Consider the following 24,821-nt stretch of genomic DNA (forward strand, 5'->3'; position numbering starts at 1 on the left):
GTAGGTTGGCGGTGGGCACTGCCCGGTACGAGCTTTTGCGAACATCCCTGAGGCGATTCCACATCCATGGGGGTCGTCCCTGGCCGGACCCTGGTCCGTGTCACATGGCTCCCACCTGACGTTGACGGCGTCAGAGGATATTCCGGCAAACGGCCATGGCGGTCCCACCACCCCTCCCCCCATCGAGCGACAAGGCGGACCTCCGCCGGCACCTGCGCGCCGCGCGGCAGGCGTTCGTCGCGGGACTGGACGCGACGGCGCGAGCGGAAGCGCTGGCCGCCGTCCATGATCGCCTCGCGCCGCTTCTCGCCCGGCCCGGCAGCATCGCGGGCTATGTCGCGCATCGCGGCGAGGTCGATATCCTGCCCTTCCTTCTCGGCGCCTTCCATCTCGGCCGCACGGTGGCGCTGCCCCATGTCGCGCAAGGGAGCCCCTCCATGCGCTTCACCCCCTGGCATCCCGACGCGACGCTGACGCCGGGGCTGGCCGGCATTCCCCAGCCCGATGCGATAGGCGAGGCGCTGGTGCCCGACATGCTGCTGGTGCCGCTGGTCGGCTTCGATCGCGCCGGCAACCGGATCGGACAGGGCGGCGGCTTCTATGACCGCTGGTTCGAGGCACACCCGGCCGCTATGCGTATCGGCATCGCATGGAGCCTGCAGGAGACAACGCCCATCGCGCCCGATCCGTGGGACATGCCGCTCCACGCGATCGTCACCGAGAAGGAGTGGATCGCGCCATGACGCCGGACCCGTATCAGCCGAGTTGGCGCCGCACGGCGGGCGCTTTCCTGATCCTCGCGCTGATCGCGCTGTGGGCGGGGCTGGTGGTGCATTTCTCCGATCCGGTGAGCCGCTGGCCTGCGCTGGCGCAGGGCGTCTTCTATGTGATCGCCGGGCTGGCGTGGATCTGGATATTGCCGCTGCGCCGCATCCTCGCGTGGAGCGAGACGGGGCGTTGGCGGCGATAGGGGTTGGAGGCCGCGATCCGCCGGATATGGAAGGTCGTTTGTCAGAGACGCCAATGATGCCGGAAATCATGGACCTGGAAGCCACGCTGCTCGGCCCGCTGGTGAGCGGCCGTGAGTGCGGCGATTGCACCGCCTGCTGCGAAGCCCTGAAAATCGAGACGCCCGACTTCCGGAAGCCGGCCGGTACGGCTTGCCCCCATCTCTCGGCTCATGGCTGCGCCATCCATGCGGCACGCCCGGATGTCTGTCGGACATGGTTCTGCGGCTGGCGCAGGATCAAGACGCTGCCTAATGGAGCGCGGCCAGACCTCAGCGGCCTGATGGTGTCGCTGGATTTCAACCGGGAGCCGCGCAACTGCCTCGAAGGCATCTCGATCATGATCCGCTCGCTCGCCGGAAGAACGGCATTCGAGAGCGACATGGCCGAGCGCATTCTCGACGCGCTATGCGATCAACTCGTGCCCGTCTGGCTGAACGACGGCGCGAGAAAGGTGTTGGTCCACCCCGAAAGCGATGTCGCGCATTATGTGATCTCGGGCGAAACACCCCCCGCAGAGCTGAGCGAGGAAGTCGCGGCATGGTCCTCACGCTATGGAATGTTCAGGCCATAGCCGAGACGCTGTGCTTCGCCCAGGCCGGCGGCCAGACCATGCGGCTCCAGCCTCGAAACCAGTCGTTGATCAGCGTCTTGTTCCGAGCCCCGCGTCAGCCTCCCGGCAGGTGAATGCTCATACCATGGTGGCGGAGAAGCACGCCGAAGGCCCCTTCGATCAGAAGACCACCGGACCCAAGGCCGGCGCGGCATCTCATCATCCTCGACACGGACATATGGTGGGCGGTGAGAGGATCGAACTCCCGACCCGCTCGGTGTAAACGAGCCGCTCTACCGCTGAGCTAACCGCCCACATGCGCCGGAAGCCGCCTCTTACCGGGATTTTTTGCGGCTGCAAGCCCCGAACTCGTGGAAGGAAAGGGACCGGAAGGGGAACAGAGGGAACCACGAGTCCCGAACTATTCCCGAACGGCTTCCTGCCGGGCCGTCGCCAATAACCTCCCCGCCGATTTTCCGCCGCCTTGCCATTTGTTCCATTTTTGTTCTAATTCGAACTCTGCCGCCGAGGCGGCGAGTCGGACATGAATGGAGCACCCCATGGCGCAGGCCCTGCGACATGACTTGCAGCTGCGCGAAGCCGTGAGCCTGATCTACGATGCCGTTTATCCAGGCGACGAATGGACGCCGGTGAGCTTCGAGGAGGCCGAGCGCCTCCAGACCGTCCACTATCGTCAGGCCGTCGAAGCGGCGCAGCGCGTGCGCCCTGTCTTTTCGCGCTCGGCCGAGCAGCTCGCGCTGCTGTGATCCGATGCATTTCGAGCGCGATCACCTGATCTTCAAGGCGCTGGTCGCCCTGGACGAGGTGCACAATCAGGCCGGTGAGGCGCCAATGGAGCCCAGCCATGCTGTGCGGTTCGTCCTGGCCTGGCTCTACTCGATCAGCGACGGCGATCGCGGCATCTATGATGACTTCTACCGGAATATGCGCGAGCCCTTCGCCGAGGCCTTTTCCCGCGAGGGTGCCGCATATCGACGGAGCACATATCTGCGCTCCTGCATGGGCGGTATCGCCCGATCGGTCGGACACAGGGACTTCTCCCCCGGCTTCTTCTTGTCCCTCCGGCAAGCACGCCTGCCGAAAGCTGAGCGCATGCTTCTGCGCGCTGACCGCGTGCCAGTGGCAGACGATAGTCCCACGCCGTCCCTAGAAGGGGAGAGCCCCATTAGTAGCTAGGGATGGGTCGGGAAAACCATAACATCCATAACAAGCCAACGATCTCAACGGCTTACACCATAACATTATCAGTAATTTCCATATAACCTGATTATGGGTCTTGAAGACGATATGACGCGAAGAAAAAACGCCCTAAAATCAATGGGATTATGTTTTCGCTCCCCTTCAGGTTGGCGAAAGTTATGTCGCGGCCATAATCTCAAGAATGGCGGTTTTCCGCGCCTTTCAGGCATTTTAAGCGAGCCTGTTGCGGAGATTATGGTTTTCCCGACACCCCCCTCCTCTCCAGCTTGGCCGATCATCCGTCGTCATCGTTCGACGGCATCAATCAGACGGCCCGCGAAGAGCGCCACGAGCGTGCATCGAATTGCATTGGCCCCCATTTCGCGGGGCCGGCTCATTTTCCCTCTCTAAACCGCCCAGCGCCGGCAAATTTGACCCTTCCGAGGGTCAACGAAGCAGGCTGATCTGCATCACTTCCCGCTCCAAAAGCGGGGAGGCGAGGCGGGGGGCCTTGCGCGGCGCGTCGGGTCGAGGTGGTTAATTTTCCGGCATCGCGACGGGGGTGGCAGGGTCCAAAGGCCTCCCCAGTCGCGCGCCGGGCGGCCGTGCGGGGCCATGGCGTGCCGCCCCGCCTCTGAGTGCCCTCGGCGAGCCTATGCGCTCAGCGGGGCTCTCCGGCCGTTTACAGGCACGTCGCGTGCAGGGAGTGCATATGGGTGGAAGCGGCGAGCGCTATCGGCTGATGGTATTCGATCGGCCGGTGGGTCCATGGCGGGCGACGCGTCAGGATGTCTACGACGATGCGATCGCGCGGCGGCTGGGAAGTCGACAGCCTTGGTCGACGGTGACCTATCTGGATATCAGCGCCTGGATACAGACGCGCCGCGCGCGGCCGACGCCAGCATCGCCGCCGGAGATCGCGCCCATCGGACTCCGGGAGATCGCGGATCTATCGGGCCGCTCCGCCGGGATCGAGCTGACGTCCATCGCGGCGAACGACGGCCGCTCCGCCCGATCGGCCGGAAGCTGGCACGGCCGAGGCTGAAAGAGGGAGGCGACGATCGCGCCGCCTCCCCATCCTCATGCCGGGTCGAAATTGGACAGGATCAGCTCGCGCGCGGGCCTCGGCGCCGCGCCGATCTGATAGGTCGTGTCGACCTCGGCCATGCGGAACCGACCGAAGATCTCGCGAACCTCCGGCCGGTCGTTGATCGACAGCACGAACCGGCCCTTGATGCGGCCCAGCAGCTCGGCAAGCTCGCCGAAGTCGCCCGGCCCGAACACGTCCTGGCCGTAATCCCGCTCGCAACCCCAATAGGGCGGATCGAGATAGAACAGCGTCCCCGCCCGGTCGTAGCGCCGGATGAAGTCGGCATAGTCGAGCCGCTCGATGACGACGCCGGCGAGCCGCTCATGCAGATCCGCCAGCATCGGCTCCAGCTTGGTGATGTTGAACCGCGCACCCTGCGACGCCGAGACGCCGAACGTCCGGCCCTCGACACGCCCACCGAACGACAGGCGCTGCAAATAGAGGAACCGCGCCGCGCGCTGAAGGTCGGTCAGCCGCTCGGGCGGCAGCGCGCGGAGTCGCTCGAACTCGGCGCGGCTGGCGATCCGCCAGCGGAGCATGTCGAGGAAATAGGCGTAATGCTCCTGAAGCACGCGGAAGAAGGTGGCGACATCGCCCGACGCATCGTTGATGAACTCGGCCGCCGGGTGGCGGGTGCGCCGGAGGAAGATGCCGCCCATGCCGACGAACGGCTCGGCATAGGCGTCGCAATCGACGCGGTCGATCAAGGTGACGAGACGCCGGGAGAGGTTGCGCTTGCCGCCGATATAGCCGGCGGCCGGCATCACGGGGCGAACGTCGCTGAGGGATTGCATTGTAGGATTTCCTGCTCTTCTGGGTGCCCCGGCCTGGGCGACCAGGCACGGGGCTTGGCGGCGGTCGGCCGCCGGGTGGCGAGGAGCAGATCTCGCCGGCGAACCGCGTTGGCGCGCGGTTCCCCCCGCACCGGCCGCGCCGGCGCGGGCGAAAGGATCAGGCCGCCTTCGGGGCCGACAGCAGATCGTAGGGCTTGAAGGCGACGGCCTCCTCGCCCAGCCATTCGTTCAGTTCGAGGAAGCGCGCCTGGAGCGGCTCGATCTCGTTGCTGAAGAAGACATCAGCCGCTTTCTCGACGTCGCCGAAGCCGCCGGCGTTCGCCGGCACCACGCCGAGGAGCTGGGGCGGCACGCGGTGCGCGGCGAGCATGTCGTCGCGCGTCGTGTTCTTGATGCCGAGGAACTCGTCCTTCGCCGCCACCTCGGCGATCGGGATGAGCTGCAGGCCGTCCTTATGGCCGCCCGGCACATGCAGGAAGACGTTCCGGAAATTGCCGACGCCCTTCGTCTCGGCCAGCATCTCCTCCAGCTCGTCCGCATCCTCGTCGGCGAGGCCGACGTCGGTCGAATAGAGGATGAAGCCGGCATGGCTCCCGTTCTGGTAATAGCGCCGACGGAACAGCGTCGCCGCCTCGTTGAGCAGCGAACTCTGGATCGCCGACAGATATTCCGGCACGCCATAGATCTCCTGCGCGAGGTCCGGCTCTGCAAGATGGAAGACCGTGCCAGCGGCAAATTGGTGCGGCTTGCGGGGCTCGCCCAGAAACCAGAAGGTATCGGGCTCGATCCCGACGCGGGTATGGACGCCCAGCGACGGCAACATGGCCATCGATCGGCCGAGGACATTGTCGCGCCGTTCGAGATAGCCGTTGCCCAGCACCAGATAATCGAGCGCCCAGCGGCTGAAGGCCGACGACGACAGCAGCCTCGACGGCACGAACGTCTTGAGCAGCAGGTTCCGCTTGACGAGGATCGCGGAGCTATGATGCGGCGCGATACGATAGGCCCGCGCGAGCCCGTGCATGGGGAGCGGCGGCTCGTACCAGCGGGTGGTGCGGGTGCATTCCAGCATGCCGAACAGGCCGCGCCGGTCGAGGACGGGCTCCGGGTCGCCGAACGTGAACATGCGAGCGCCAGCGCCCTTCCGCTTCGTCGCGGGCACGGCGTCGGCGACGGCCGGAAGCTGCTGCTGGCTGGTCTCCGCCATTCCGATTGATCCTCAGTCTGCTCTTGCGCGGGCGACCGTCGTCCGCGTCCATCGGTTCGTTGAAGAGGGCGTGCATGATCGCCCAGGCGAGATCGGCGTGGCCGATCGCGTCGCTGCGCTGGGCGACATAGGTGATCTGGGCGCCGCCCTTGGTGAGCTTCGGGCGGATCGCCATGAAGCTCGCCGCGACGTCCGCCCAGCCGGCGTCGAACTCGATCCGGCCCGAGCTGAAGACGTGCTTGGCCTTGTAGACCATGGCCGTCTTGACCTGCAGGCTGTAATCGATCCGCTTCGCCAGCGGGAAGAACTTGACGACGCACTGCCAGACCGCCGCGCCGGCGCCGGTGGTGTCGATCGCGATGTGCGTGACGTTGTAGCGCTCGGTGAGCTTGCGGATCTCCTCCGCCTGGACGGCGAAGTCCTTGCCGCGCCAGCGATGCTTTTCGAGGATGCGGAACTTGCCCTTCGGCCCGGCCGGCGGCGCGACGACGACGCACGCCGCATCGTCGCCGTTCGCGCTCTCCTGCGGGTCGTAGCCGATCCACACCTCGCCATCGCCGAACGGGCGCTGGAAATAGGGATTGAAGTCCTTCCAGGCATCGAAGCTGTCGACCATCGACCGCCTGAGCATGAGGAAAGGAAACATCGACACGGCGTCATCGACGAAATTGCACATGTAGAGATTGTCGAAGACGTCGGGCGCCTTGGTCGCGCGCAGATGGTTCAGATCGAACAGGTCGCAGCCCGATGCCTCCGCATCCTCGATCGTGACGATCTGGCGCCAGACGAGATCGGCGCCGAGCGCCCCATGCCTGAGCGCCTTGTGCGTGACGTCGATCGAGACGCGCTCATTCTTGGGCCGCCCATCCGCCCAGCTCTTGCCCGTCCACTTGGCATAGGCCTCGTGCGTGATCGAGCTGGGGGTCGAGAAGTAGGTCTCGCGATACCGCTTCTGCGAGGCGACGCCCGACGCGACCGCCTCGATCTGCTCGAAGCCATGAACCCAGAAGCATTCGTCGAAATAGAAGTTGCCGCTGTAGCCCTGCGCCGTGTGATAGTTGGTCCCGAGGAAGTAGAGCGTCGGCTGTTCGAGCTGCGCGCCGTCCTCGTCCTCGCCCCGGTCGATCGTCAGGCTCTCGCCGGTGAGCTGGACGCCCGTGATCTGGAACACCCATTTGACGATGTAGCCGCGGAACAGGTTTGCCTGATTACGCGAGGCGGACAGGAAGATCTGGTTCCGGCCGGTCTCCAGCGCGTCGATGAACGCCTCGCGGGCGAAATACCACGTCGCGCCGATCTGGCGGCTCTTCAGGATGAAGCGGGTCTTCTGGCTGAGCCCGGCCTCCCACCATTCCCGCTGATAGCCGAAAATGCTGGAGAAGAAGTCCTCCTTCAGCGCCTCGATGTGCTCGGGCGTCAGGAAATTGCGCTTCGGCAGCTTCTTCGGGCCGGCATTGCGCTTCGAGACGTTGGGGTTGAGGTCGGTCTCGTTGCCGCCCGGCTCCCCATATTTGCGGACCCGCGCCGTCCGTTCGAGGATGCGGCTGAGCGCGTCCATCACCTTCAGATCGTGGCCGGTGTGGTGCTCCTTCCAGATCAGAAGCTGCATCCGCGCTTCGACCGACTGATCGACGCGTGACATGGGCGAGGTCAGATCCCAGGCGTCGCGCTGCTTCCAGCTCCGAACCGTGTTCTCGTTGAGCTCCAGCACCTCGGCGACCTGCGCGCAGTCGTAGCCCGCCCAATAGAGGTGGCGGGCCTTGCGCCTGGCGTCGAAGGGGATGGTGCCGATCATCGGCGCGGACCTTGCCGCGCCCGATCCCGTCGCGCGGCGGCCGGGCGTCGGGGAGCCGGGCTCTCCGACGCACCTGCGTTGCGGTCGCGCGCGCTTCTCTTCCTGTTGCCCCGGTCAGCGCGGCCCTGCGTCGCGCGCCCGGATCAGAGGATAGGCGAGCCGCCCCATGCCCAAGACGAAATCCTTCCGCGTCGCCGTCGAGGGCGACACCGTCGACGGTCGCAAGATCGATCGGAAGTGGCTTACGGACATCGCCGCGACCTACAATCGCGTGACCTACGGCGCCCGCGTAAACAAGGAGCACATCGTCGGCGTCACCGGCACCGAGCCGTTCAAGGCCTATGGCGACGTGCTGTCGGTCTCGACCGAGGAGGTCGAACTGGATCTGGGCGGCAAGAAGGTGAAGAAGCTCGCTCTCAACGCCGAGATCGAGGCGACCGACGAGCTGGTCGCCCTCGTCGAGGACAAGCAGAAGATCTACACCTCGATCGAGGTGGCGCCCAACTTCGCCAACACCGGCAAGGCCTATCTCGTCGGCCTCGCGGTCACCGATATCCCCGCCTCGCTCGGCACCGAGGTGCTGAGCTTCGCCGTCAAGCATCCCGGCCTGCACCCGCACATGCCGCGTCCGAAGGAGGCCGGCAACGTCTTCTCCCTCGGCATGGAGACGAGCTTCGCGCTCGCCGAGGGCGAAACGGCGCCCCAGACCGAGGCGCAGGGCTTCTTCGCCGAGTGCCGAGCGTTCCTCGCCAGCCTGAGCGGCAAGAAGGACGATCCCGCGCCACAGCCCGCGCCGCCCGCCCCGGCTCCGAACCCGCCCGCGAACGACAATGATCCGCGCTTCGCCGCGCTCGGCAACGCGATCACGAAGATGGCGGCCGGCATCGAGGCGATGGGCAAGGATCTGAAGTCTGGCCTTGGCGCCCTGCGCGCCGACCACAATGCGCTCAAGGCCGAGCTGGAGGGGACGCCCGGCAACTTCACGGCCCGCCCGGCGGCGACCGGCGGCAAGGGCGATCGAGTTCGCACCGACTGCTGATCGTCCGCCCGCCCCGCCAGAACGAACACGCCACAAGGATCTGCCCATGCGCAACGTAACCCGCGAACTCTTCAACATCTATCTCAGCGGCATCGCCGAACTGAACGGCGTGTCCAAGGCGACCGAGTCCTTCTCCGTCGATCCGTCGATTGCTCAGGTCATCGAGACCAAGATGCAGGAGTCGAGCGACTTCCTGGGCAAGATCAACATCTATCCGGTGACGGAACTGATCGGCGATACGGTCGGCGTCGTCAGCACCGGCCCGATCGCCAGCCGCACCAACACCGACACCAAGGACCGCCAGACCGCCGACGCGACCGGCGAGACCTCGCGCCGCTACAAGTGCGAGGAGACCGACTACAACACCCACATCAAGTGGGCGAAGCTCGACATGTGGGCGAAGTTCCCCGACTTCGAGACCCGCATCCGCGACGTCATCATCAACCAGCAGGCGCTGGACCGCATCATGATCGGCTGGAACGGCACGCACGTCGCGCCGGAATCCGACAAGGTCGCCAACCCGCTCCTGCAGGATCTCAATATCGGCTGGCTCCAGTCGATGCGGCTCGAAGCGCCGGAGCAGGTGATGGGTTCGACCACCGTAGCGGGGGCATCGGACGCCGTCGCCGGTGTCACGACGCCCGATCCGATCAAGGTCGGCCCGAACGAGGAATACAAGAACCTCGACGCCGTCGCGATGGACCTGACCGAGTATCTCGCACCGTGGCACCGCGAACGCACCGATCTCGTCGTCATCTGCGGCCGCAAGCTGCTGCACGACAAGTATTTCCCGGTGGTCAACCAGACCAACAAGCCGACGGAGACGCTGGCTTCCGACATCGTCGTCAGCCAGAAGCGGATCGGCGGCCACCCGGCGGTGCGCGTGCCCTTCTTCCCCGACAACGCGATGCTCGTGACCACGCTCGACAATCTGTCGATCTACGTCCAGGAGCAGTCGCGCCGGCGCAAGGTGGAGGACAATGCCCGCCGCAAGCGCATCGAGAATTTCGAAAGCTCGAACGACGACTATATCGTCGAGGATTTCGAACTCGCGGCGCTCGCCGAGAACATCGAGTTCGTCGAGGCCGATGACGCTGGAGCCGGCGAATGACGCCCGGTCAGCGCCATCGCGCGCGCGTGCTCGCCGCCAAGGCGGCGGGCGGCGCGATCGGGCCGGCACCGGCCACTCACACCGGATCGGCGGCGACCGAGTATGCGCTGATGAAGGCGCGTCTCGGTAACGATCTGCGCCGGCTGCACGACACCCAGTCGCTCGAAGGCAAGATCGCGATCAAGCGCGAAATCCTGCCTGAATATGCCGACTGGGTGGACGGCGCATTGAAGGGGATGGTCGCGTCCGGCCAGGCCGTCACCGACGTCATCCTCCCCCATGTCATGATCTGGCGCATCGACGTCGGCGATTTTATGGGCGCCATGCCCCTCGCCGCCGCGATGCTCCGCTTCCAGCTCCCCCTGCCCGAGCGCTTCGATCGCACACCCGCCACGCTGATCTGTGAGGAAGTCGCGGACGAGGCGAACAAGGCGCTCGGTCAGGGCGGGGACTTCGATGTCGGCGTGTTGCAGGCGGTCGACCATCTGGTCGCCGGCTACGACATGCCGGATCAGGTCCGCGCGAAGATGAACGCCGCGATCGGCCGCGCCCTCGCGCGGCAGGCCACCTCCGCCGACGATGCGGCGGATGGCCCGGCGGGCGGCAAGCGCGCCGCGATCGAGGCGGCGATCGCCCGCCTGGAGCGCGCGCTCCAGCTCAACCCGAAGGTCGGCGTGAAGAAGGAAATCGACGCGCTGAAGCGCGAGGCCAAGCGCCTCGCCGATGCCGCGAAAAGCGAGGGGCAGGGCGCGTGATGGCGATCCACGCCGTCGTGGCATCCGGCGCGGTCCGGGGCGGCGATCATCTCGTGGGCGTGGCCGCGATCGTCTTCGTGATCTCGGCGATGTGCTGGGATGCGTACCCGTTCATCGCGTCCCGGTTTCGCCGGCTCGCCCGCAACAAGCCTCGCCGCGACTAGCGCGGCCACAAGCTCGCCCCCCGAGCGCTCGGGGGCGGACGTGAACGGTGAGGAGGCCTCGGCCCACCCGACCCGGTCGCTATCCTCACCCCCGACTGCTCGGGGCGAGCCGCATCGGACACGCATCCCATGGCCCTCGTCGTCTCGATCCCCGCCGCCGCCAGCGCCGCCGATGGCGCGCCCGTCTCCGCCGGCGACTGGTGGCCCGAGATCGCGCCGGCCGACGTGCGCGCGCTGATGAAACTGCCCGAGACCATCCCCGCCGCGCGACTCCGCGTCGCGATCGTCAACGGCATGGCATCCGCGCTGACCGACCTCGCCGACTGGCAGGCCTGTCAGCAGGCCGCCGGCGTCGCCCGCCTTTCGGACATCGCGGCGCCGGAGATCGACGGTGTCTCCAGCCGGGTGCAGGCGTGGCGCCGCGCCGTGATGAGCTATGCCGCCGCTGATCTCAGCGAGATGAGCGCGGAGATCTCGGCCACGAACGAAGGGCTGCACCGGGCAGCGGAGAATGCGTTGCCGGTCGACGCGCACCTTCGCAACGCGCTCCACGCGATCCGCGACATCAAGGGCAAGCGCCGATCCAAGGTCCGGGTCATCTGATGGCCGACACGGTCATCACCGCTCTCTCCGGCGAAGGGCTCGACGAGCTGACGTGGCGGGCCATCGGCTCGAACGTCGGCCTGGTCGAGGGCGTGCTCGACACCAACCCCGGCCTCGCCGCCCGCGCGCTCGCCGGCGGCCTTCCCGAAAACCATCCGGTGACCGTCCCCGCCTCGGCGCCGACCACCGACACCCTTCCTGAAATCAACCTGTGGGACTGACCCGATGAGCAAGCCCCTCGACGATATTTTCGAAGTGATCGGCGCCGGCCTCAGCGCCATCGCGCCGGCGGCCATCGGCGCGGCCGTCGCCCAGGCATGGGAGAAGGGGCTGAGCTGGAGCCAGCGCCTGGTGCAGTGGGGCGTTGGGATCTGCGTGTCCTATTACGTCACCGGCGGCGTCAGCTCGTGGCTGCACCTCGACCGCTTCATCGCCCAGGCGATCGGTTTCGTCCTCGCCATGGTCGCCTTCCGCGCGACGCCGGCCTTCATCGCCGGCTTCGTCGCGGCCGCGTCCACCATCCCCGGCCGGTTCCTCGACCGCGTCGCGCCCGGCCGGGGAGACGGCGCATGAAGACGCTCGACCAGCGCATCGCCGGCCTGATCGCGGTCGAGGGCGATTTCGTCGACAACCACGCCGATCGCGGCGGCCCGACCCGCTTCGGCATCACCGAGGCGGAGGCGCGGGCCAACGGCTACAAGGGGGACATGCGCGACCTCCCCATCGAGCTTGCGCGCAGGATCTATACCCAGCGCTACTGGTTCGCGCCGCACCTCGACCTTGTGTCGATCCGCGCGCCGCACGTCGCCGGCGAGATGTTCGACACCGGCGTGAACATGGGCACGAAGGCCGCCGCCAAGCTCCTCCAGCGCGCGCTGAACGTGCTCCATGGCGACGGCCTGGTTGTCGACGGCGCCATTTCGCCGGGCGGCGCCACGTTGAAGGCCCTCGACGCCTATATGGCGGCGCGCACGGCACAGGACGGCGAAGCCGTGCTGGTCGAGCTGCTCAACAGCTTTCAGGGCACCCGCTACGCCGAGATCGTCGAGGGCGATGCGAAACAGCGCACCTTCGTCTTCGGCCAGATCCGCAACCGCGTCATGGACAGGAGCGCTTCGGCATGACGGCTCTTCTCGCCTGGATCACCGCGCATCTGCTGCCGATCGCGCTCAGCGCCATTCCCGGCGTCGGCGGCATCGCGGCCCTCGTCGTGCGCGGCATCAACCCGATCGCCTGGCTCGATCAGCATCGCAGCTACATCACCTTCATCGTGCTGGCGATCGTCGCGGCCGGACTCTGGGCATGGGCCGCCTCGATCCGCGCCGATCGCGACGGCCTGCTCGCATGGGGCGATGCCGTCTGCGCCTCGGCCGGTGCCCAGCTCGATCCGCCCAACGGCAAGCGCGGCGAGGCCTGCCGCGCCCGTGTCGCGGATCTCGCCCGGTACGAGCACGACACGACGGCCGAGAGCGCGCAGATCCTCGCCCAGGCGGCGAAGGACCGGGAAGAGAAGGCGGCGCGCGATGCCGATCGCGCCCGCGCCACGGCGGCCGACACCCGCGCCGCCGCAGAAGCTATGGAGAAGGCGAATGGCTCGATCGGTTCGGATGATCGCGTGGGCGGCGACTGGTTTGCTGCTCTCAACCGCGTTGGCGGGTTGCGCGCACCGGCCCGCTGAGGCCCCGCCGCGCAGCCCGGCCGCCGTGGCGGTGAAGGACGCACTGCCCTCCGATCTTCTGGTCTGCCCGGCCGCACCCGCCGGCTTCCCCGAGGATCAGGCGGCGACCGTGCCCGCGTCCGTCCGCGAGGCGGCCGTGCGGATCATGACGACGCTCGGCGCCGTCACCGCGCAGCTCGTCCGCCTGATCGAGTGGAACAGCCCCGGCGCGTGCTCCGCGACCGGCGCGATGGAGGTAGGCCATGATCGTTAAGGTGGGTGACCAGTGGTTCGGCGCCGATATCAACCAGCCGATCATGGTCGTGCTCTCGGATGAGGATAAGGCGAACATCGCCAACATGCCGCAATCCGCACGCCATTACGCCGAATTTCACGATGATCATGCGATCTGGGCCAGCGCGAAGATAGCATGGATGATCGATGATTGCCCCTGCTCAGGCTGCGTGCGGGATCGGGAAGCGAAGCCCGGGCGACCGACGCGCTGATGCTCAAGCTGCAATCTCTCAGCCAGGCGCTCGCGCGCGCGGTGCCCGATTTCTCGGACGCCCCGGACCGATTTCAGGCCTATGTGTCGAACGGTCGGCTGCTCGCGCGCGCCGGGAACGGCTCGTCGTTCGAGTGTCGCTACGAGGCGGAACTCTACATCATCGACTATTCCGGCCATCCCGACGCGATTTTCTATCCGTTGGTCCAGTGGATGATCGTCAACCAGCCGGAGCAGTTCGAGAACGACCAGCTTCGCGAGCAGGCCGTCCGCTTCGACGTCGACCTGCTCACGCAGGGGCGTTGCAACATCTCGATCACGATCCAGATGTCGGAGAGCGTGATGGCGGAAAGCGACGGCAAGGGCGGAACCACCCTCACCCACCTCGACGAGCCGGGCGACCTCAACGAGCCCATCCGGGCGGCCGATGGCTCCGAGCTTCTGCTCCGCGAGATCTTCGGAGAGGCGCCGCCCGGCACGCCTGAGCGGCTGGTGCCCTAGCGACGATGGAAGCCGATCTCGCCGAACTGGAGAAGGTTCTTCAGACGATGATCGACGGCCTCGCCCCCGGACAACGCAGGCGTGCGACCCGGATGATCGCGGCCGAGCTGCGCCGCAGCCAGTCCGATCGCATCGCCGCCCAGCTCAACCCGGACGGATCGCCATTCGAACCGCGCAAGCCCCGGAAAAAAGGCGTCGGCGGCCGCGCGGCGGCACGGGCGCGCGCCTCGGTCTCCCGCAAGGCGATGTTCGCCAAGCTCCGCACGTCGCGCTTTCTGAAGGCGCGCAGCGACGCGGACTCCGTCGAGGTGGGGTTCGCCGGCCGCGCCGCCCAGATCGCGCGCGTCCACCAGGAGGGCCTGCGCGACAAGGTCGACGCGAAGCGCAGCTCGGCCGAGGCGACCTATCCCATCCGTCGAATCCTCGGCCTGACCGGCGACGATCGCCAGCGCGCCCTCGATGTCGTGGCGTCCCTGCTGGGTGGCTGATGGAGAGGGATGCGTCGGGGAGTCGGGCTCCCCGACGCCTGCCGATAGAATGAAGCGCACGGCTCGCGCGACACCCGCCGGGTGTCCGACATCCCCGCCAGCGCGCCCACCGTGGACCTGTCCAGCCTGCCGCCTCCCACGGTGGTCGCGCCGCTGTCGTTCGAGGCGATCCTCGCGAACCTGATCGCGGACTTCCGCACCCGCCTCCCCGATTTCGATGCGCTGCTGGAGTCGGACCCGATTTCCAAGCTCATGGAGGCGTTCGCCTATCGCGAGCTGCTGACCCGCGCCGATGCCAACGACCAGGCGCGCAGCGTGATGCCGGCATTCGCCAAGGGCGCGAACCTCGACCAGATCGTTGCGCGCCTCGGTCTGACCCGCCTCGTGGTCACGCCGGCGACCGACGCCGCGCCCGCGGTGATGGAGCGCGACGAAGATCTGCTGCGTCGTTACCTCCTGTCGCCCGAGCTGATGGCGATCGGAATGACCGCCGGCGGCTACGAGGCGCGTGTCCGCACGGTCGCCCCGTCCGTGAAGGACGTATCCGTCATCAATACCGGAGGCGGCGGCATCAGCATCGTGCTGCTCGGCCGCGATGGTGACGGGACGGTGCCGCCCGAAACGGTCGGCATGGTCGCGGCGGCGTTCGCCGGCGAAGACGCTACCCAGCTCACCGACATCGTCACCGTCAGCGCCGCAACGATCCTGCCTTATTCAGCAACGCTCACGCTCTGGATCAGGCCCGGCCCGGCCCCCATCGTCGTCCAGGCGGCGGCGATGACGGCCGCCCGCGCCTATGCTGCCGGCCGCCACATGATCGGCCGGGCCGTCTATGCGGACATGCTGCGCGCGGCGGCCGCTTCGGTCGGCGGCATCGAGCGCGCCTCGATCGATATCGGCGATGTCGATCCGGGGCCGCGCGGCGCCGCGTGGCTGGAAACGCTCTCCGTCGACGTCGAGGTCATCGCGTGACCGTGCTGATGCCGCCCAACGCCACGGCGCTGGAGCGCGCCGTCGACGCGACGGTTGCCACGCGCTTCCCGCTGCCCACCGACCTGATCAGCGCGACGTGGAACCCCGACACCTGCCCGACCGATCTGCTCGGCTATCTCGCGGCGGCCTACTCGATCGACCTGTGGTTCGATGACTGGCCCGAGGCCCGCAAGCGGCAGGTGATCCGCGACGCCTACGACCTCCATCGCAAGAAGACGACTCTGGCCGGCATCAAGGCCCACGTCGCCCTTGTCGATGCCGAGGTGGTCAAGGTGGTCCGGCCGCCGTCCAAGCTGTTCCTGCGCGGCGGCATGACGGCCGAGCAGCGGGAGGCGTGGCTCCAGTCCCTGCCCCAACTCCGCCTCTACACCTTCCAGCAGCGCGAGGCCGCCTCCACCAGCGTGTTCGCCGCCGGCGCCACGGGCAAGCGCTGGCTCGTCCGCTGCTATCCCCGAAGCTCGCGCGGCCCCGAGCACAGCGGACGCCGTGCGACCTATTGGGAAAACGGCGTCGAAACCGAGATCGCCTTCGAGCAGGTGGGTATCGATGTCGTCCGCCTCGCCGTGCCGCGCCCCAGCACGCGCCGTTTCCTCGGCCATGGCTATCTGCGGCACTTCTACGCGCAGGCTTCGGCCGCGCCCGCCAACGTCTACAACCTCCGCGTGTCGGGCGATCTTGGCGGCTTCGCTGTCGCGGCCGGCCTCACGCCGGTGTCGATCGAGCCCACCCGTGTCGAGGCGACGAGGGTCGCCTCCCGCGCCCAGGCTTTCCTCGGCAACATGCTCGGCCGCCGCTATCTCTGCGCGAGCAAGGGCGCCCAGTCGGTCTATGACCGCGTCTCGCTGAGCGACCGGACGCGAACGGCCGCGCACCACTCGGGCCGGGTTTTCCTCGGCCACGCGCGGCTGGGCTACATCCCCTATCAGGCCGAGCTGCTCGTCTCCGTGCCGCGCCATCGCTCGCCGCTGCGCCAGCTCCGCTACGGCCGGGGCTATCTCCGCAACACCGACAACACGACGCTGGAACGCGCGATCGAGGCGATCCGCGTCTCCAAGGCCGCGCGCGACACCATCCTCATCGACACCGAGACCCATCGGCGCGTCCGCTTCAGCGGCGGTCTCCGGTTCGGCCAGTTCCGCTTCGGCGAATATCGAAAGGTCTATTGATCGTGGAAAAGCAGGTCATCTTCCGGCAGGATCAGGACGTCACGCCCGACGATTTCAACAATATGCAGGCCTTCACTCAGGCCTCGCTGGATGACGTCGTGCGCGATGCGATCGGTGACGGCGTTGGCTTCGCCGGCTTCGATGCGGTTCGCGCCAGCCCGACTCGGGTGACGGTCGGCGCCGGGCGCCTGTTCTCGAACGGCCTCGTCTACGTCCATGGCACGTCGATCGATTTCGATCTGACCAACGCGCTGCCCATGACCGGCCGCAAGAATGTCCTCGTGCTGGTCGCCGGCACCACCGAGGAGATCGACGTCGAAGAGCGCGATTATCTCGTCGACGAAAAGACGATGACGGCGGTCGGCAAGCCCGCCGCGATGACCCGGTCGCGCACGGCCACGGTCAATGTCGACGCCGGCATCGAGGCGCCCGATCCGGTCGACCCGATCTTCCCGGCCGGCTACCTCGCCGTCGCGCGCGTCGTCATGTCGCCGACCGGCATCGACACCGTCGTGATGGTCGAGGAGAATCGGCAGAAGTCGGTGAAGTCGGTCGCCGCCGATGTCGCCAACCTGAAGGACGCGACCAGCTCCACCACGTCGAAGGTCGCCGCGATCGACGGCACCGTGTCGGGCTTCGCCGCCCGTCTCGCCGGCACCGTGTCGCAGGATGCGCTCGGCCGCGCCCTGGTCCGCCTCGCCGACGTCGAGTCGAAGCTCAACATCCCGTCGACCGCCGCCAGCTCGGCCGCCGATTATTTCCTTGAAACGACCAGCTCGCTGCTCACCGACGCCTCGTCGAGCTGCCGGGTCTACGAGGGTGTCCGCTTTCCGGATGACGCGAAGGACACCGGCGAGCTGACGCTCGCGAACCCGCTCAACCCGGCCGTCGTGCTGACCAACGGTCTGCTGCTGCCGGCCTACGATCTCGTGCCGCTCTTCACCACAGGCCCGAAGACGGGCGAGCTGTCGGCCTCGTCCTTCAGCTACCAAACGACCGACATGGTCCAGAAGATGATGACGCGCGAGCGCATCCGCTACGGGACGCCTTTCACCGTCTGCACCAACGCCGGTTGGTGGGGCGCGATCACCAGCCAGTATGTCCCCGAGACCTTTAGCCACGACGGCGAGCAGTTCCAGACGCTCGACGTCGACTGGGACGGCCCGACGCACGGCTGGGTCCGCGTGCAGGAATATTGGGTGGACACCTATGAGGAGCCGTACTGGACGGCCGTCACCACCCAGCATCAGGTCAACGGCGCGCAGATCTCCGAGACGTGGGTGCAGCCGACCGACGGATGGCTCGGCGCCGTCGGGCTGGAATTCACCAAGCTCGCGACCGACGGCAATGTGAGCATCGCCATCGTCGAGTGCGATCGTAGCGGTGTGCCCGATCAGACGGCCGTGATCAGCATGACCACCTTCACGAAGGCGCAGCTCGCCACTGGCGCGAACAAGCTGGCGATCGCGCCGGTCTGGCTCTCGGGCGGCAAGCGCTATGCGGTGATCGTCATCACCGCAGCCGCTCACTATCTCGCTGTTACGCAGGGCACGAACTTCCCCGGCGGCACGCTCTTCACCCGGCTCGACGGGGCGTATCAGCAGGAGGACGGCACCAAGGATCTGGTCTTCACGCCCTACATGCTGAAGTTCAAGTCGGCGCGCACCGTCGTCGACCTTGGATGGAAGAACGTGAACGCGCTCCAGCTTCAGGGCGGCATCGCGTCGATCGACATCCTCGCCGACACGATCTCGCCCTCGGGCGCGGAACTCACCTATCAGGTGCAGATCGCGGGGCAGTGGTATCCGCTCGACCGCAACAGCCAGTCGATCCTGTCGGCTGGCGGCGCGTCGCCGCCGCTCGTCCCGTTGCAGGCGGTCTTCTCCGGCACCAACGACGTCCAGCCGGGGCTGAAGCTCGCCGGCTCGGATTGCGAGCTGACCCGGCCGAAGCTCGCCTTCACCCATATCTGGGACACGCACACGCTGCCCGGCGCCGGCTCCGCGCAAATCCGCGTGATCCAGCGCTATGAGTATTTCGACCCGGCCCACAACACGGCGACGGTCAAGCTGCTCACCGGCCCCGGCTACGCGACGCAGACCGCGCCCAACTCCTACACCGACCAGATCGATCCGAACGATGGCGCGATCGTGCGGACCTACATCTTCAACCTGGGCGCGGCCGTCACCGACTTCCGCCTGCGGACGGACGGCACCACCGACGCGATCGGGCGGCCGTGGCACGTCGCCTACACCAAGTTCTACGCGCTCTAAGGAGGCGACATTGGCTACCGAGAAGAAGAGCAAATCGGGATATTATCGCGTGACGCTCGCGCGCAAGTTCGAGCACGAGGAATATCTCTACCGCCCCAGTCATGACGCCATCGTCGTGGATCAGGGACTGTACGACGAGATGAAGGCGGCGGGGGTGATCGACAGTGTCGAGCACGCCTGATCAGCTCCCGTCCGAGATCGACTTCCAGGCGGACGACGACGCCAGCCCGGAACGCATGAACCGAGCGATGACCTACCTCATGGGGCAGGTCCGCACGGTTCTGGCGCTCAAGCCGGACTATCAGGCGGCGATCGACCAGTTGATGTCGCTCGGCCTCGATCGGCTGAACCAGATTCTGTCGCCGCTTCTGTTGCAGGGGCAGGCGGACGCGGCAGCGCTCGCCCAGCTCCTGAAGCAATGGGAGGACAGCAATGCGCTCGAAGATCTGAAGGAAGCGGTCGAGGATGAGCTGCTCCCGAAGATCCAGGCGCTGACAGACACGCTCGTGGCGTCCGTTCCGGAAACGGACACGGCCGGCTTGATGCTGACATCGAGCGGCGATCCCGAGCAGCCGAACGTCTGGGCCAATCCCTACACCCGCCAGCAGGCCGAGGCCGATCGCTGGTTTTTCGGATGATATCTGATGACTGATACCCCGATCGAGTCCGTTCTTGATCTCGTCAACCACACCACCACGACGGTGCTGACGAAGGCGTTCGGGCCAGTCCCGGATGGCGAGGAGTGGAGCGTTCACGTTCGCCTCTGCAACAGCGGATCGGCGGATGACGTGTTCCACATGCGCGTGCGGAAAAGCGACGGCAGCAATTCGTGCTTCCGCGCGCGCAACAAATCCGTGCCGCTCAATGACAGCCCCTTCAACATCGAGACCGATCTGAAGCTGAAGGCGGGTTATGAACTGTGGGATCAGTCCAGCGCAGGCTATGTGGATGCCAGCTATAGCGGCACGAAGAAGGTTGCCCCGAAGAAGGTGACGCCGTGACCGCCGGCGTTCCTAGCCCCTCGTCGTCGAGTAGCCTCGGCAAGATCAGATCGCTCGGCACGGCGACATACACGACCGCCGGTATGTTCACGGTTCCTTTCCCGATCGGGACCAAGCTCGTTCGCTTCCAGCTTCGTGGCGGTGGTGGTGGTGGTGGCCTTGCTCCCGGTAACGGCAATGGCGGAACCGGAGGCGGTCAGGGCGGCCTCCAGCGGCGCCTCATCCCGGTGTCGGGTTCCTCGGCCGTGCTGGTGATTGGCCCCGGAGGCACAGGGGGAATTTCAATTGCGGTGCAGCCTTCTGATGGAGGCAATTCAACCTTTCTCGGATTCACGGCTCAAGGTGGAAAACATGGCGTCAACGGCGTGTCCGGCGGTCAGCCTGGTGTCGGTGCTGCCGGTGATGATGGCGCTGAAGTTCCACTCGGCTCCGGATCATATAACGGCCTGAATGGGAACGGACGCCTCGGTGGGGGCAATACCACGACAAACGGCACCGAATCACAAGGGGCGGCTGGGACATTGGGAGCCGGCGGAAACGGCGGAGTTCAAGGGGGCACCACTACAACCGGCGGCAAGGGCGGGGATGGGGTCCTCTATCTGGAGTGTTTCGGATGACCCTGTTCTCCAAACGAGGTGCCGAGCCGCAGGCGTTGCCTCTCTCCGACAGCGATGAGCTTGGCAATCTGTGGTCCGATCTGGCCAACAACGAGGCCGGCCGGGCGGCTTGCGGCTGGGTTGAAGCGCCCGATGCGCCGGCCTTCGATCAGGACGCAACCTTGCTGGCCTGGACGGATGGCGCATGGCTGGTGACGCCCTTCCCGGCCGAGGAGATCACGGCCCGGCTCGAAGCGGCGCGCGCTGCTCGCCTCGCCGAGCTGGCGGCGCTCCGCTGGGATCGCCAGCAGTGGCTGACCTTCGACGACACGGTGATGCCGGCGGACGACACCACGGTCGGCCGCTGCACCGCCGCTGAGGCCTATGCGCGCAACAAAGGCATCGATCTCGACGCACCGCGCAACTGGAAGATCGCGGACGGCGTGTGGACCACGCTGACCACCACCGCGATCATCGCCTACGGCATCGCGATCGGCGACCATATGCAGGGCTGTTTCGACCGCGAGAAGGCCTTGAGCGACCAGCTCATCGCCGCCCCGGACATCGCCTCGCTGCGCGCCATCGACATCACCGCCGGCTGGCCGGCCTGACCCCTTCCCCCACCGCCAAGGAGAAGTCATGTCCCCCCTCGCCCTCCTGCTCGCGCTGCTGCTGGCGCCGCCGATGGCCATCGTGCTGCTCCTCGTGCTCGGCCGATGGTTCGACCGTCCCCGCCTCCTCGCCCACGCCTGGCTGATCGCGTTCGATCAGTGGGCCTATGTCACGCTCGCCGCGCCGAAATATCTTCTGCTCGGCGGGCCTCCGCCCAGCCAGTACGAGACGATCTCCAGCAAGACCGGGCGCATGGCGATCAAGGGCCATCGCTGGGCGATCATCGCTGAAGCCATCATCGACTGGCTCGCGGTCAGGCTGGGCGGCCGCCCGGACCACTGCCGGCGCGTCATCATCCGCGTCGACCGTATCGAGGCCTCGCTCCAGCTCGCCGGCGCGATCTCGGCCGAGGCCGCCGTCTGATGGATCGCGGCGACGATCCGCGCGGCCTTGGCGACCTCATCCGCTGGGGCACCATCGCTTCCGTGGATCTCGCCGCCGCGACCTGCACGGTGACGGCCGGTGATCTCACCTCCGGCCCGATCCGCTGGATCGAGATGCGCGCCGGCCGCACGCGCACATGGTCGCCGCCCAGCAAGGACGAGCAGGTGCTGCTCATCTGCGCGGACGGCGAACTCGCCGCCGGCGTCGCGCTGCGCGGAATCCGATCGTCCGCCTATCCGGCCGCCGGCGACAGCCTGCGCGAGCTGATCGAGTTCGATGATGGCGCCGTCGTCGCCTACGATCCGCAAGCGCATGCGCTCGACGTCGTGCTGCCAGCTGGTGCAACCGCGCGCCTGGTCGCTGACGGCGGAGTCCGCATCGAAGGCGATGTCGAGATCACCGGCCGCCTCGCCGTGTCGCAGGACGTAGCGGCCGATGGCGACGTTGTGAGCAAGGGCATCAGCCTCGCCGACCACCTTCACAAGCAGGTAAAGGCGGGAACGGATAATTCCGGCCCGCCCCTCCCATAGCGACTAGCGGGTCACTCCCACGGTTCATCCTCTTCATGCTCAAGCGACACAGAAAAGTCTTGAACGAGCGAATGGCCGCCCAACTCCTTGGTGTATAGATTAAGCACGCCGATCGGATATTCGTAGACACTCCATGAAAGCGATCCCAGTTGCGGATGCAGCATGGTTGCCATGTAGTGATTTTCCTGCCCCATACCCCGCTCGTCAGACTCGCACTGCCAATCGAGATCTTCTGACACAATGCTGTGGTCCACATCCGTATCAGCGTGACGGATGATGGTCGCTCCTTCGACGTTCAGCCTCATATTACCCCCTACTGGCCGGCCCGATAATTCCGGCGCCCAGAATATGGTGGCCTTCGCCCTTAAATAAAGGACCGGCGACGCCGCGTCGGGAAGCCCAGCTCTCCGACGCATCCCCCACGCGCGCGGGCGATCGTCGCGCCACGGTGCGGCGCCATGCGGCACCACTCCACCACCCGCACCTTCGTCCTGGGCACCGCTGCCGCTCTCGCGAGCGGCGCGGTGCTCTTTGTCGTCGAGGTGCTGGCGGCGCGCGCGGCCGCCCTGCTGATCCTGATGGACCTGCGATGAGCGGCGTCGACCGTCATACCGGCAAGCCGCTCGATGGCGACGCGCATCTCGCCCAGTCGATCTTCGACATCCTGTCGACGCCGATCGGCACGCGCGTCATGCGCCGCGACTATGGCTCCGCGCTGTTCAAGCTGGCGGACGCCCCCTTCAATCCAGCAACCCAGCTCAGGATGTACGCGGCGACGGCGACCGCGCTGAAGCGCTGGGAGCCCCGCCTCGCCCTCACCCGCATATCCATCGCCCTCGGCGATGTGCCGGGCGCCTTCATCGTGTCGCTGGAAGGCACGCGCACCGACCGCACCGCCGGCAACAGCCTCACCCGCCTCACCCTGCCCCTGCGCCTGTCCGCGCCCGCCTGAAAGGAAGCCCGGCACCATGCCCGTCACCACCACCATCACCCACGGCGTCCGCGTCAACGAGGTCAACACCGGCGTTCGTGCGATCCAGCAGATCTCCTCGAACGTCATCGGCCTGCTCGCGACCGGCGCGGACGCCGACGTCGACACCTTCCCGCCGAACAAGGCGGTGCTGATCGACGACGTGCGTTCTGCGCTCGGCAAGGCCGGCGACACCGGGACGCTCGCCCGCTCGCTCGAAGCGATCTCCGATCAGGTCTCGCCGATCATCGTCGCCGTGCGCGTGCCGGAGGGCGAGACGCCGGAGGAGACCACCACCAACGTCGTCGGCGGTGTCGCCGGCGGCAACTACACCGGCGCCAAGGCCCTCCTCTCGGCCGAGGCGCAGCTTGGTGTCCGTCCGCGCATCCTCGGCGCGCCCGGCCTCGACGTCCAGGCGGTCGCCGCCGAGCTGGCGATCCTCGGCCAGAAGCTGCGCGGCTTCGCCTATTGCGCGGCGCAGGGCGAGGATGTCGCCTCAGCGATCACCTATCGCGACGAGTTCTCCGCCCGCGAGCTGATGCTCATCTGGCCGGACACGTCCGCCGCCGCCGGGGACGCGATCGCCCGCGCGCTCGGCCTGCGCGCCGCGATCGACGAGCAGGTGGGCTGGCACAAGACGCTGTCGAACACCGGCATCGCCGGCGTCACCGGCCTGTCGAAGGACGTCTTCTTCGACCTGCAAAGCTCGGACAACGACGCCGGCCTGCTCAACAGCGCGCCGATCACCACCATCGTCCGCCGCGACGGCTATCGCTTCTGGGGCAACCGCACGACCTCCGACGATCCGCTCTTCGCGTTCGAGAGCGCCGTCCGCACCGCGCAGGCACTCATGGACTCGATCGCCGAAGGCGTCGCCTGGGCGGTCGATAAGCCGGAGAGCAAAATGCTCATCCGCGACGTGGTGGACACGATCAACGCGGATTTCCGCAGCCTGACCCGCGACGGCCGGCTGATCGGCGCCAACGCCTGGTTCGACGAGGCGAGCAATCCGGCGGCCCAGCTCGCGGCCGGGAAGCTGGTGATCGACTATGACTACACCCCGTGCCCCCCGGCCGAGGCGATCCTGCTCAACCAGCGGATCACCGACAAATATCTCGCCACGATCGGCACCGGCATCTCCGGCTGATCGCCGCCTCCCCGCTAGTCCGCCCCGCATCGAAAGGAATTGGCCATGGCCACCCTCCCCTCCAAGCTCAAGAAAATGCTCGTCGGCGTGAATGGCCAGCCCTTCGCGGGCGAAGCCAGCACGGTGAAGCTCCCCGTCCTCTCCCGCGATATGGAGGAATATAAGGGGGGCGGGCTGCTCGGTCCCGTCAAATGGGACAAGGGCATGAAGGCCATCGACCTCGAGCATGAATATGGCGGCTTCGTCCCCGCGCTGTTCTCGGGGTTCGGATCGCCGACCGTCGATAGCGAGATGGTCCGCTTCATCGGCGCCTACCAGTCCGACACCGCCGGCGGATATGACTCAGTCGAGATCCTCGTGCGCGGCCGCCACGAGGAAATCGACATGGGCGACGCCAAGGCCGGCGACGACACCAAGCAGACGGTGAAGACCAGCTGCTCCTATTACAGGTTGTCCGTGAACCGCCGCGTGCTGGTCGAGATCGATTTCCTCGCGACGATCTGCATCATCGACGGCGTCGATCGCGCGGCCGAGCTGCGCGAAGCCCTCCTCCTCGCCTGATCCCCGGCCGGCCCGTCGAGGCCGGCCGACCATCACCCTTTCGGGAGCCCACCACCGTG

Annotated in this window: 36 protein-coding genes, 1 tRNA gene, 1 other RNA gene and 1 pseudogene; 34 read left to right on the forward strand and 5 right to left on the reverse strand. The window is 66.9% G+C overall.

Going from position 1 to position 24,821, the window contains the following annotated elements:
- Positions 1 to 12 precede the first annotated feature (12 nt).
- The 4 genes from ssrS to ST3T6A_RS0114905 all read left to right on the forward strand — a co-directional run bounded on the left by ssrS (position 13) and on the right by ST3T6A_RS0114905 (position 1,581).
- A non-coding RNA gene (gene ssrS / locus ST3T6A_RS22260) (6S RNA) lies at positions 13 to 169 on the forward strand.
- Complete coding sequence (locus ST3T6A_RS0114895; RefSeq protein WP_019833744.1) at positions 156 to 743, forward strand: 5-formyltetrahydrofolate cyclo-ligase; 588 nt, start codon at positions 156 to 158, stop codon at positions 741 to 743. Before ssrS ends, ST3T6A_RS0114895 begins: the two co-directional genes overlap by 14 nt.
- Positions 740 to 970: a DUF2842 domain-containing protein gene (locus ST3T6A_RS0114900; RefSeq protein WP_019833745.1), complete on the forward strand. Its 231-nt coding sequence runs from the start codon at positions 740 to 742 to the stop codon at positions 968 to 970. The genes ST3T6A_RS0114895 and ST3T6A_RS0114900 overlap by 4 nt, the downstream gene beginning before the upstream one ends.
- Positions 971 to 1,023: 53 nt before the next feature.
- Positions 1,024 to 1,581, forward strand: coding sequence for a hypothetical protein (locus ST3T6A_RS0114905; RefSeq protein WP_019833746.1), 558 nt, complete (start codon positions 1,024 to 1,026; stop codon positions 1,579 to 1,581).
- A gap of 218 nt (positions 1,582 to 1,799) precedes the next feature.
- Here the strand turns inward: ST3T6A_RS0114905 and ST3T6A_RS0114910 are convergent.
- Positions 1,800 to 1,874: transfer RNA gene (locus ST3T6A_RS0114910), tRNA-Val, on the reverse strand.
- A 246-nt stretch (positions 1,875 to 2,120) separates the two neighbouring features.
- Between ST3T6A_RS0114910 and ST3T6A_RS0114915 the strand changes: the two genes are divergently transcribed.
- The 3 genes from ST3T6A_RS0114915 (at position 2,121) to ST3T6A_RS0114925 (ending at position 3,805) form a co-directional block, all read left to right on the forward strand.
- Positions 2,121 to 2,327, forward strand: a complete 207-nt coding sequence (locus ST3T6A_RS0114915) for a hypothetical protein (RefSeq protein ID WP_019833748.1) — start codon at positions 2,121 to 2,123, stop codon at positions 2,325 to 2,327.
- Positions 2,328 to 2,331: 4 nt separating this feature from the next.
- Positions 2,332 to 2,757, forward strand: a complete 426-nt coding sequence (locus tag ST3T6A_RS0114920; RefSeq protein ID WP_019833749.1) for a hypothetical protein — start codon at positions 2,332 to 2,334, stop codon at positions 2,755 to 2,757.
- A 715-nt stretch (positions 2,758 to 3,472) separates the two neighbouring features.
- Complete coding sequence (locus ST3T6A_RS0114925; RefSeq protein WP_019833750.1) at positions 3,473 to 3,805, forward strand: hypothetical protein; 333 nt, start codon at positions 3,473 to 3,475, stop codon at positions 3,803 to 3,805.
- 35 nt (positions 3,806 to 3,840) lie between these two features.
- Here ST3T6A_RS0114925 and ST3T6A_RS0114930 read toward each other — a convergent pair whose 3' ends face one another.
- The 3 genes and pseudogenes from ST3T6A_RS0114930 to ST3T6A_RS0114940 all read right to left on the reverse strand — a co-directional run.
- Positions 3,841 to 4,644 (reverse strand): DNA adenine methylase, encoded by an 804-nt coding sequence (locus ST3T6A_RS0114930; RefSeq protein WP_019833751.1) that lies wholly within the window; start codon positions 4,642 to 4,644, stop codon positions 3,841 to 3,843.
- Positions 4,645 to 4,801: 157 nt separating this feature from the next.
- Positions 4,802 to 5,851, reverse strand: coding sequence for a phage portal protein (locus tag ST3T6A_RS0114935; RefSeq protein ID WP_037538471.1), 1,050 nt, complete (start codon positions 5,849 to 5,851; stop codon positions 4,802 to 4,804).
- Positions 5,852 to 5,894: 43 nt separating this feature from the next.
- Positions 5,895 to 7,646, reverse strand: a pseudogene (locus tag ST3T6A_RS0114940) (terminase large subunit domain-containing protein); the annotation flags it as partial.
- A gap of 166 nt (positions 7,647 to 7,812) precedes the next feature.
- Between ST3T6A_RS0114940 and ST3T6A_RS0114945 the strand changes: the two are divergent.
- The 23 genes from ST3T6A_RS0114945 (at position 7,813) to ST3T6A_RS0115055 (ending at position 22,084) form a co-directional block, all read left to right on the forward strand.
- Positions 7,813 to 8,685 (forward strand): GPO family capsid scaffolding protein, encoded by an 873-nt coding sequence (locus tag ST3T6A_RS0114945; RefSeq protein ID WP_019833754.1) that lies wholly within the window; start codon positions 7,813 to 7,815, stop codon positions 8,683 to 8,685.
- A 46-nt stretch (positions 8,686 to 8,731) separates the two neighbouring features.
- Positions 8,732 to 9,796: a phage major capsid protein, P2 family gene (locus ST3T6A_RS0114950; RefSeq protein WP_019833755.1), complete on the forward strand. Its 1,065-nt coding sequence runs from the start codon at positions 8,732 to 8,734 to the stop codon at positions 9,794 to 9,796.
- Entirely contained in the window at positions 9,793 to 10,551 is a 759-nt protein-coding gene (gene gpM, locus ST3T6A_RS0114955) for a phage terminase small subunit (protein ID WP_019833756.1), read from the forward strand. Before ST3T6A_RS0114950 ends, gpM begins: the two co-directional genes overlap by 4 nt.
- Entirely contained in the window at positions 10,551 to 10,715 is a 165-nt protein-coding gene (locus ST3T6A_RS21595) for a hypothetical protein (RefSeq protein WP_019833757.1), read from the forward strand. Before gpM ends, ST3T6A_RS21595 begins: the two co-directional genes overlap by 1 nt.
- Positions 10,716 to 10,844: 129 nt before the next feature.
- The gene (locus ST3T6A_RS0114965; RefSeq protein ID WP_019833758.1) at positions 10,845 to 11,318 is read left to right on the forward strand and encodes a head completion/stabilization protein; all 474 of its coding nucleotides are present in this window, start codon (positions 10,845 to 10,847) and stop codon (positions 11,316 to 11,318) included.
- On the forward strand, positions 11,318 to 11,539 hold the full coding sequence (locus ST3T6A_RS0114970) for a tail protein X (RefSeq protein ID WP_019833759.1): 222 nt from the start codon (positions 11,318 to 11,320) through the stop codon (positions 11,537 to 11,539). The genes ST3T6A_RS0114965 and ST3T6A_RS0114970 overlap by 1 nt, the downstream gene beginning before the upstream one ends.
- A gap of 4 nt (positions 11,540 to 11,543) precedes the next feature.
- The gene (locus ST3T6A_RS0114975; RefSeq protein ID WP_019833760.1) at positions 11,544 to 11,891 is read left to right on the forward strand and encodes a hypothetical protein; all 348 of its coding nucleotides are present in this window, start codon (positions 11,544 to 11,546) and stop codon (positions 11,889 to 11,891) included.
- Positions 11,888 to 12,442: a glycoside hydrolase family 108 protein gene (locus ST3T6A_RS0114980; RefSeq protein WP_019833761.1), complete on the forward strand. Its 555-nt coding sequence runs from the start codon at positions 11,888 to 11,890 to the stop codon at positions 12,440 to 12,442. The genes ST3T6A_RS0114975 and ST3T6A_RS0114980 overlap by 4 nt, the downstream gene beginning before the upstream one ends.
- Positions 12,439 to 12,996: a hypothetical protein gene (locus ST3T6A_RS0114985; RefSeq protein ID WP_019833762.1), complete on the forward strand. Its 558-nt coding sequence runs from the start codon at positions 12,439 to 12,441 to the stop codon at positions 12,994 to 12,996. The genes ST3T6A_RS0114980 and ST3T6A_RS0114985 overlap by 4 nt, the downstream gene beginning before the upstream one ends.
- Positions 12,997 to 13,027: 31 nt before the next feature.
- A complete protein-coding gene (locus tag ST3T6A_RS20320; RefSeq protein ID WP_157602882.1) occupies positions 13,028 to 13,249 on the forward strand; it encodes a hypothetical protein in 222 nt (73 codons plus the stop codon).
- Positions 13,239 to 13,481: a hypothetical protein gene (locus ST3T6A_RS20325; RefSeq protein WP_019833764.1), complete on the forward strand. Its 243-nt coding sequence runs from the start codon at positions 13,239 to 13,241 to the stop codon at positions 13,479 to 13,481. The genes ST3T6A_RS20320 and ST3T6A_RS20325 overlap by 11 nt, the downstream gene beginning before the upstream one ends.
- Entirely contained in the window at positions 13,481 to 13,981 is a 501-nt protein-coding gene (locus ST3T6A_RS0115000; RefSeq protein WP_019833765.1) for a phage tail protein, read from the forward strand. Before ST3T6A_RS20325 ends, ST3T6A_RS0115000 begins: the two co-directional genes overlap by 1 nt.
- Before the next feature lie 5 nt (positions 13,982 to 13,986).
- Complete coding sequence (locus tag ST3T6A_RS0115005) at positions 13,987 to 14,469, forward strand: phage virion morphogenesis protein (protein ID WP_019833766.1); 483 nt, start codon at positions 13,987 to 13,989, stop codon at positions 14,467 to 14,469.
- An 81-nt stretch (positions 14,470 to 14,550) separates the two neighbouring features.
- Positions 14,551 to 15,441, forward strand: coding sequence for a baseplate assembly protein (locus ST3T6A_RS20330; protein WP_019833767.1), 891 nt, complete (start codon positions 14,551 to 14,553; stop codon positions 15,439 to 15,441).
- The gene (locus ST3T6A_RS20925; RefSeq protein ID WP_019833768.1) at positions 15,438 to 16,628 is read left to right on the forward strand and encodes a phage tail protein I; all 1,191 of its coding nucleotides are present in this window, start codon (positions 15,438 to 15,440) and stop codon (positions 16,626 to 16,628) included. Before ST3T6A_RS20330 ends, ST3T6A_RS20925 begins: the two co-directional genes overlap by 4 nt.
- A gap of 2 nt (positions 16,629 to 16,630) precedes the next feature.
- On the forward strand, positions 16,631 to 18,901 hold the full coding sequence (locus tag ST3T6A_RS0115020) for a hypothetical protein (protein WP_157602884.1): 2,271 nt from the start codon (positions 16,631 to 16,633) through the stop codon (positions 18,899 to 18,901).
- 10 nt (positions 18,902 to 18,911) lie between these two features.
- Complete coding sequence (locus ST3T6A_RS21600) at positions 18,912 to 19,082, forward strand: hypothetical protein (protein ID WP_019833770.1); 171 nt, start codon at positions 18,912 to 18,914, stop codon at positions 19,080 to 19,082.
- Positions 19,066 to 19,539, forward strand: coding sequence for a hypothetical protein (locus ST3T6A_RS0115030; protein WP_019833771.1), 474 nt, complete (start codon positions 19,066 to 19,068; stop codon positions 19,537 to 19,539). The genes ST3T6A_RS21600 and ST3T6A_RS0115030 overlap by 17 nt, the downstream gene beginning before the upstream one ends.
- 6 nt (positions 19,540 to 19,545) lie before the next feature.
- Complete coding sequence (locus tag ST3T6A_RS0115035) at positions 19,546 to 19,902, forward strand: hypothetical protein (RefSeq protein WP_019833772.1); 357 nt, start codon at positions 19,546 to 19,548, stop codon at positions 19,900 to 19,902.
- An 83-nt stretch (positions 19,903 to 19,985) separates the two neighbouring features.
- Complete coding sequence (locus ST3T6A_RS22265; RefSeq protein ID WP_443024280.1) at positions 19,986 to 20,519, forward strand: glycine-rich domain-containing protein; 534 nt, start codon at positions 19,986 to 19,988, stop codon at positions 20,517 to 20,519.
- The gene (locus ST3T6A_RS0115045) at positions 20,516 to 21,109 is read left to right on the forward strand and encodes a DUF4376 domain-containing protein (RefSeq protein WP_019833774.1); all 594 of its coding nucleotides are present in this window, start codon (positions 20,516 to 20,518) and stop codon (positions 21,107 to 21,109) included. Before ST3T6A_RS22265 ends, ST3T6A_RS0115045 begins: the two co-directional genes overlap by 4 nt.
- A 28-nt stretch (positions 21,110 to 21,137) precedes the next feature.
- Entirely contained in the window at positions 21,138 to 21,533 is a 396-nt protein-coding gene (locus ST3T6A_RS21815; protein WP_019833775.1) for a hypothetical protein, read from the forward strand.
- A complete protein-coding gene (locus ST3T6A_RS0115055; protein ID WP_019833776.1) occupies positions 21,533 to 22,084 on the forward strand; it encodes a phage baseplate assembly protein V in 552 nt (183 codons plus the stop codon). Before ST3T6A_RS21815 ends, ST3T6A_RS0115055 begins: the two co-directional genes overlap by 1 nt.
- Before the next feature lie 11 nt (positions 22,085 to 22,095).
- On the opposite strand, the gene ST3T6A_RS0115060 is transcribed toward ST3T6A_RS0115055, so the two are convergent.
- On the reverse strand, positions 22,096 to 22,389 hold the full coding sequence (locus tag ST3T6A_RS0115060) for a hypothetical protein (RefSeq protein ID WP_019833777.1): 294 nt from the start codon (positions 22,387 to 22,389) through the stop codon (positions 22,096 to 22,098).
- Between the two features lie 153 nt (positions 22,390 to 22,542).
- Between ST3T6A_RS0115060 and ST3T6A_RS22170 the strand changes: the two genes are divergently transcribed.
- The 4 genes from ST3T6A_RS22170 to ST3T6A_RS0115080 are packed head-to-tail and all read left to right on the forward strand — an operon-like array spanning position 22,543 to position 24,762.
- Positions 22,543 to 22,677: a hypothetical protein gene (locus ST3T6A_RS22170; RefSeq protein ID WP_019833778.1), complete on the forward strand. Its 135-nt coding sequence runs from the start codon at positions 22,543 to 22,545 to the stop codon at positions 22,675 to 22,677.
- Positions 22,674 to 23,036 (forward strand): GPW/gp25 family protein, encoded by a 363-nt coding sequence (locus ST3T6A_RS0115070; RefSeq protein WP_019833779.1) that lies wholly within the window; start codon positions 22,674 to 22,676, stop codon positions 23,034 to 23,036. Before ST3T6A_RS22170 ends, ST3T6A_RS0115070 begins: the two co-directional genes overlap by 4 nt.
- 16 nt (positions 23,037 to 23,052) lie before the next feature.
- A complete protein-coding gene (locus ST3T6A_RS0115075; protein WP_019833780.1) occupies positions 23,053 to 24,201 on the forward strand; it encodes a phage tail sheath subtilisin-like domain-containing protein in 1,149 nt (382 codons plus the stop codon).
- 45 nt (positions 24,202 to 24,246) lie between these two features.
- Positions 24,247 to 24,762 carry a phage major tail tube protein gene (locus tag ST3T6A_RS0115080; protein WP_019833781.1) on the forward strand — a complete coding sequence of 172 codons (516 nt, stop codon included), beginning with the start codon at positions 24,247 to 24,249 and terminating at the stop codon, positions 24,760 to 24,762.
- The last annotated feature ends 59 nt before the right edge of the window (positions 24,763 to 24,821 follow it).

The organism is Sphingomonas sp. PR090111-T3T-6A (assembly GCF_000383095.1).
Classification (GTDB): Bacteria; Pseudomonadota; Alphaproteobacteria; order Sphingomonadales; family Sphingomonadaceae; genus Solisphingomonas.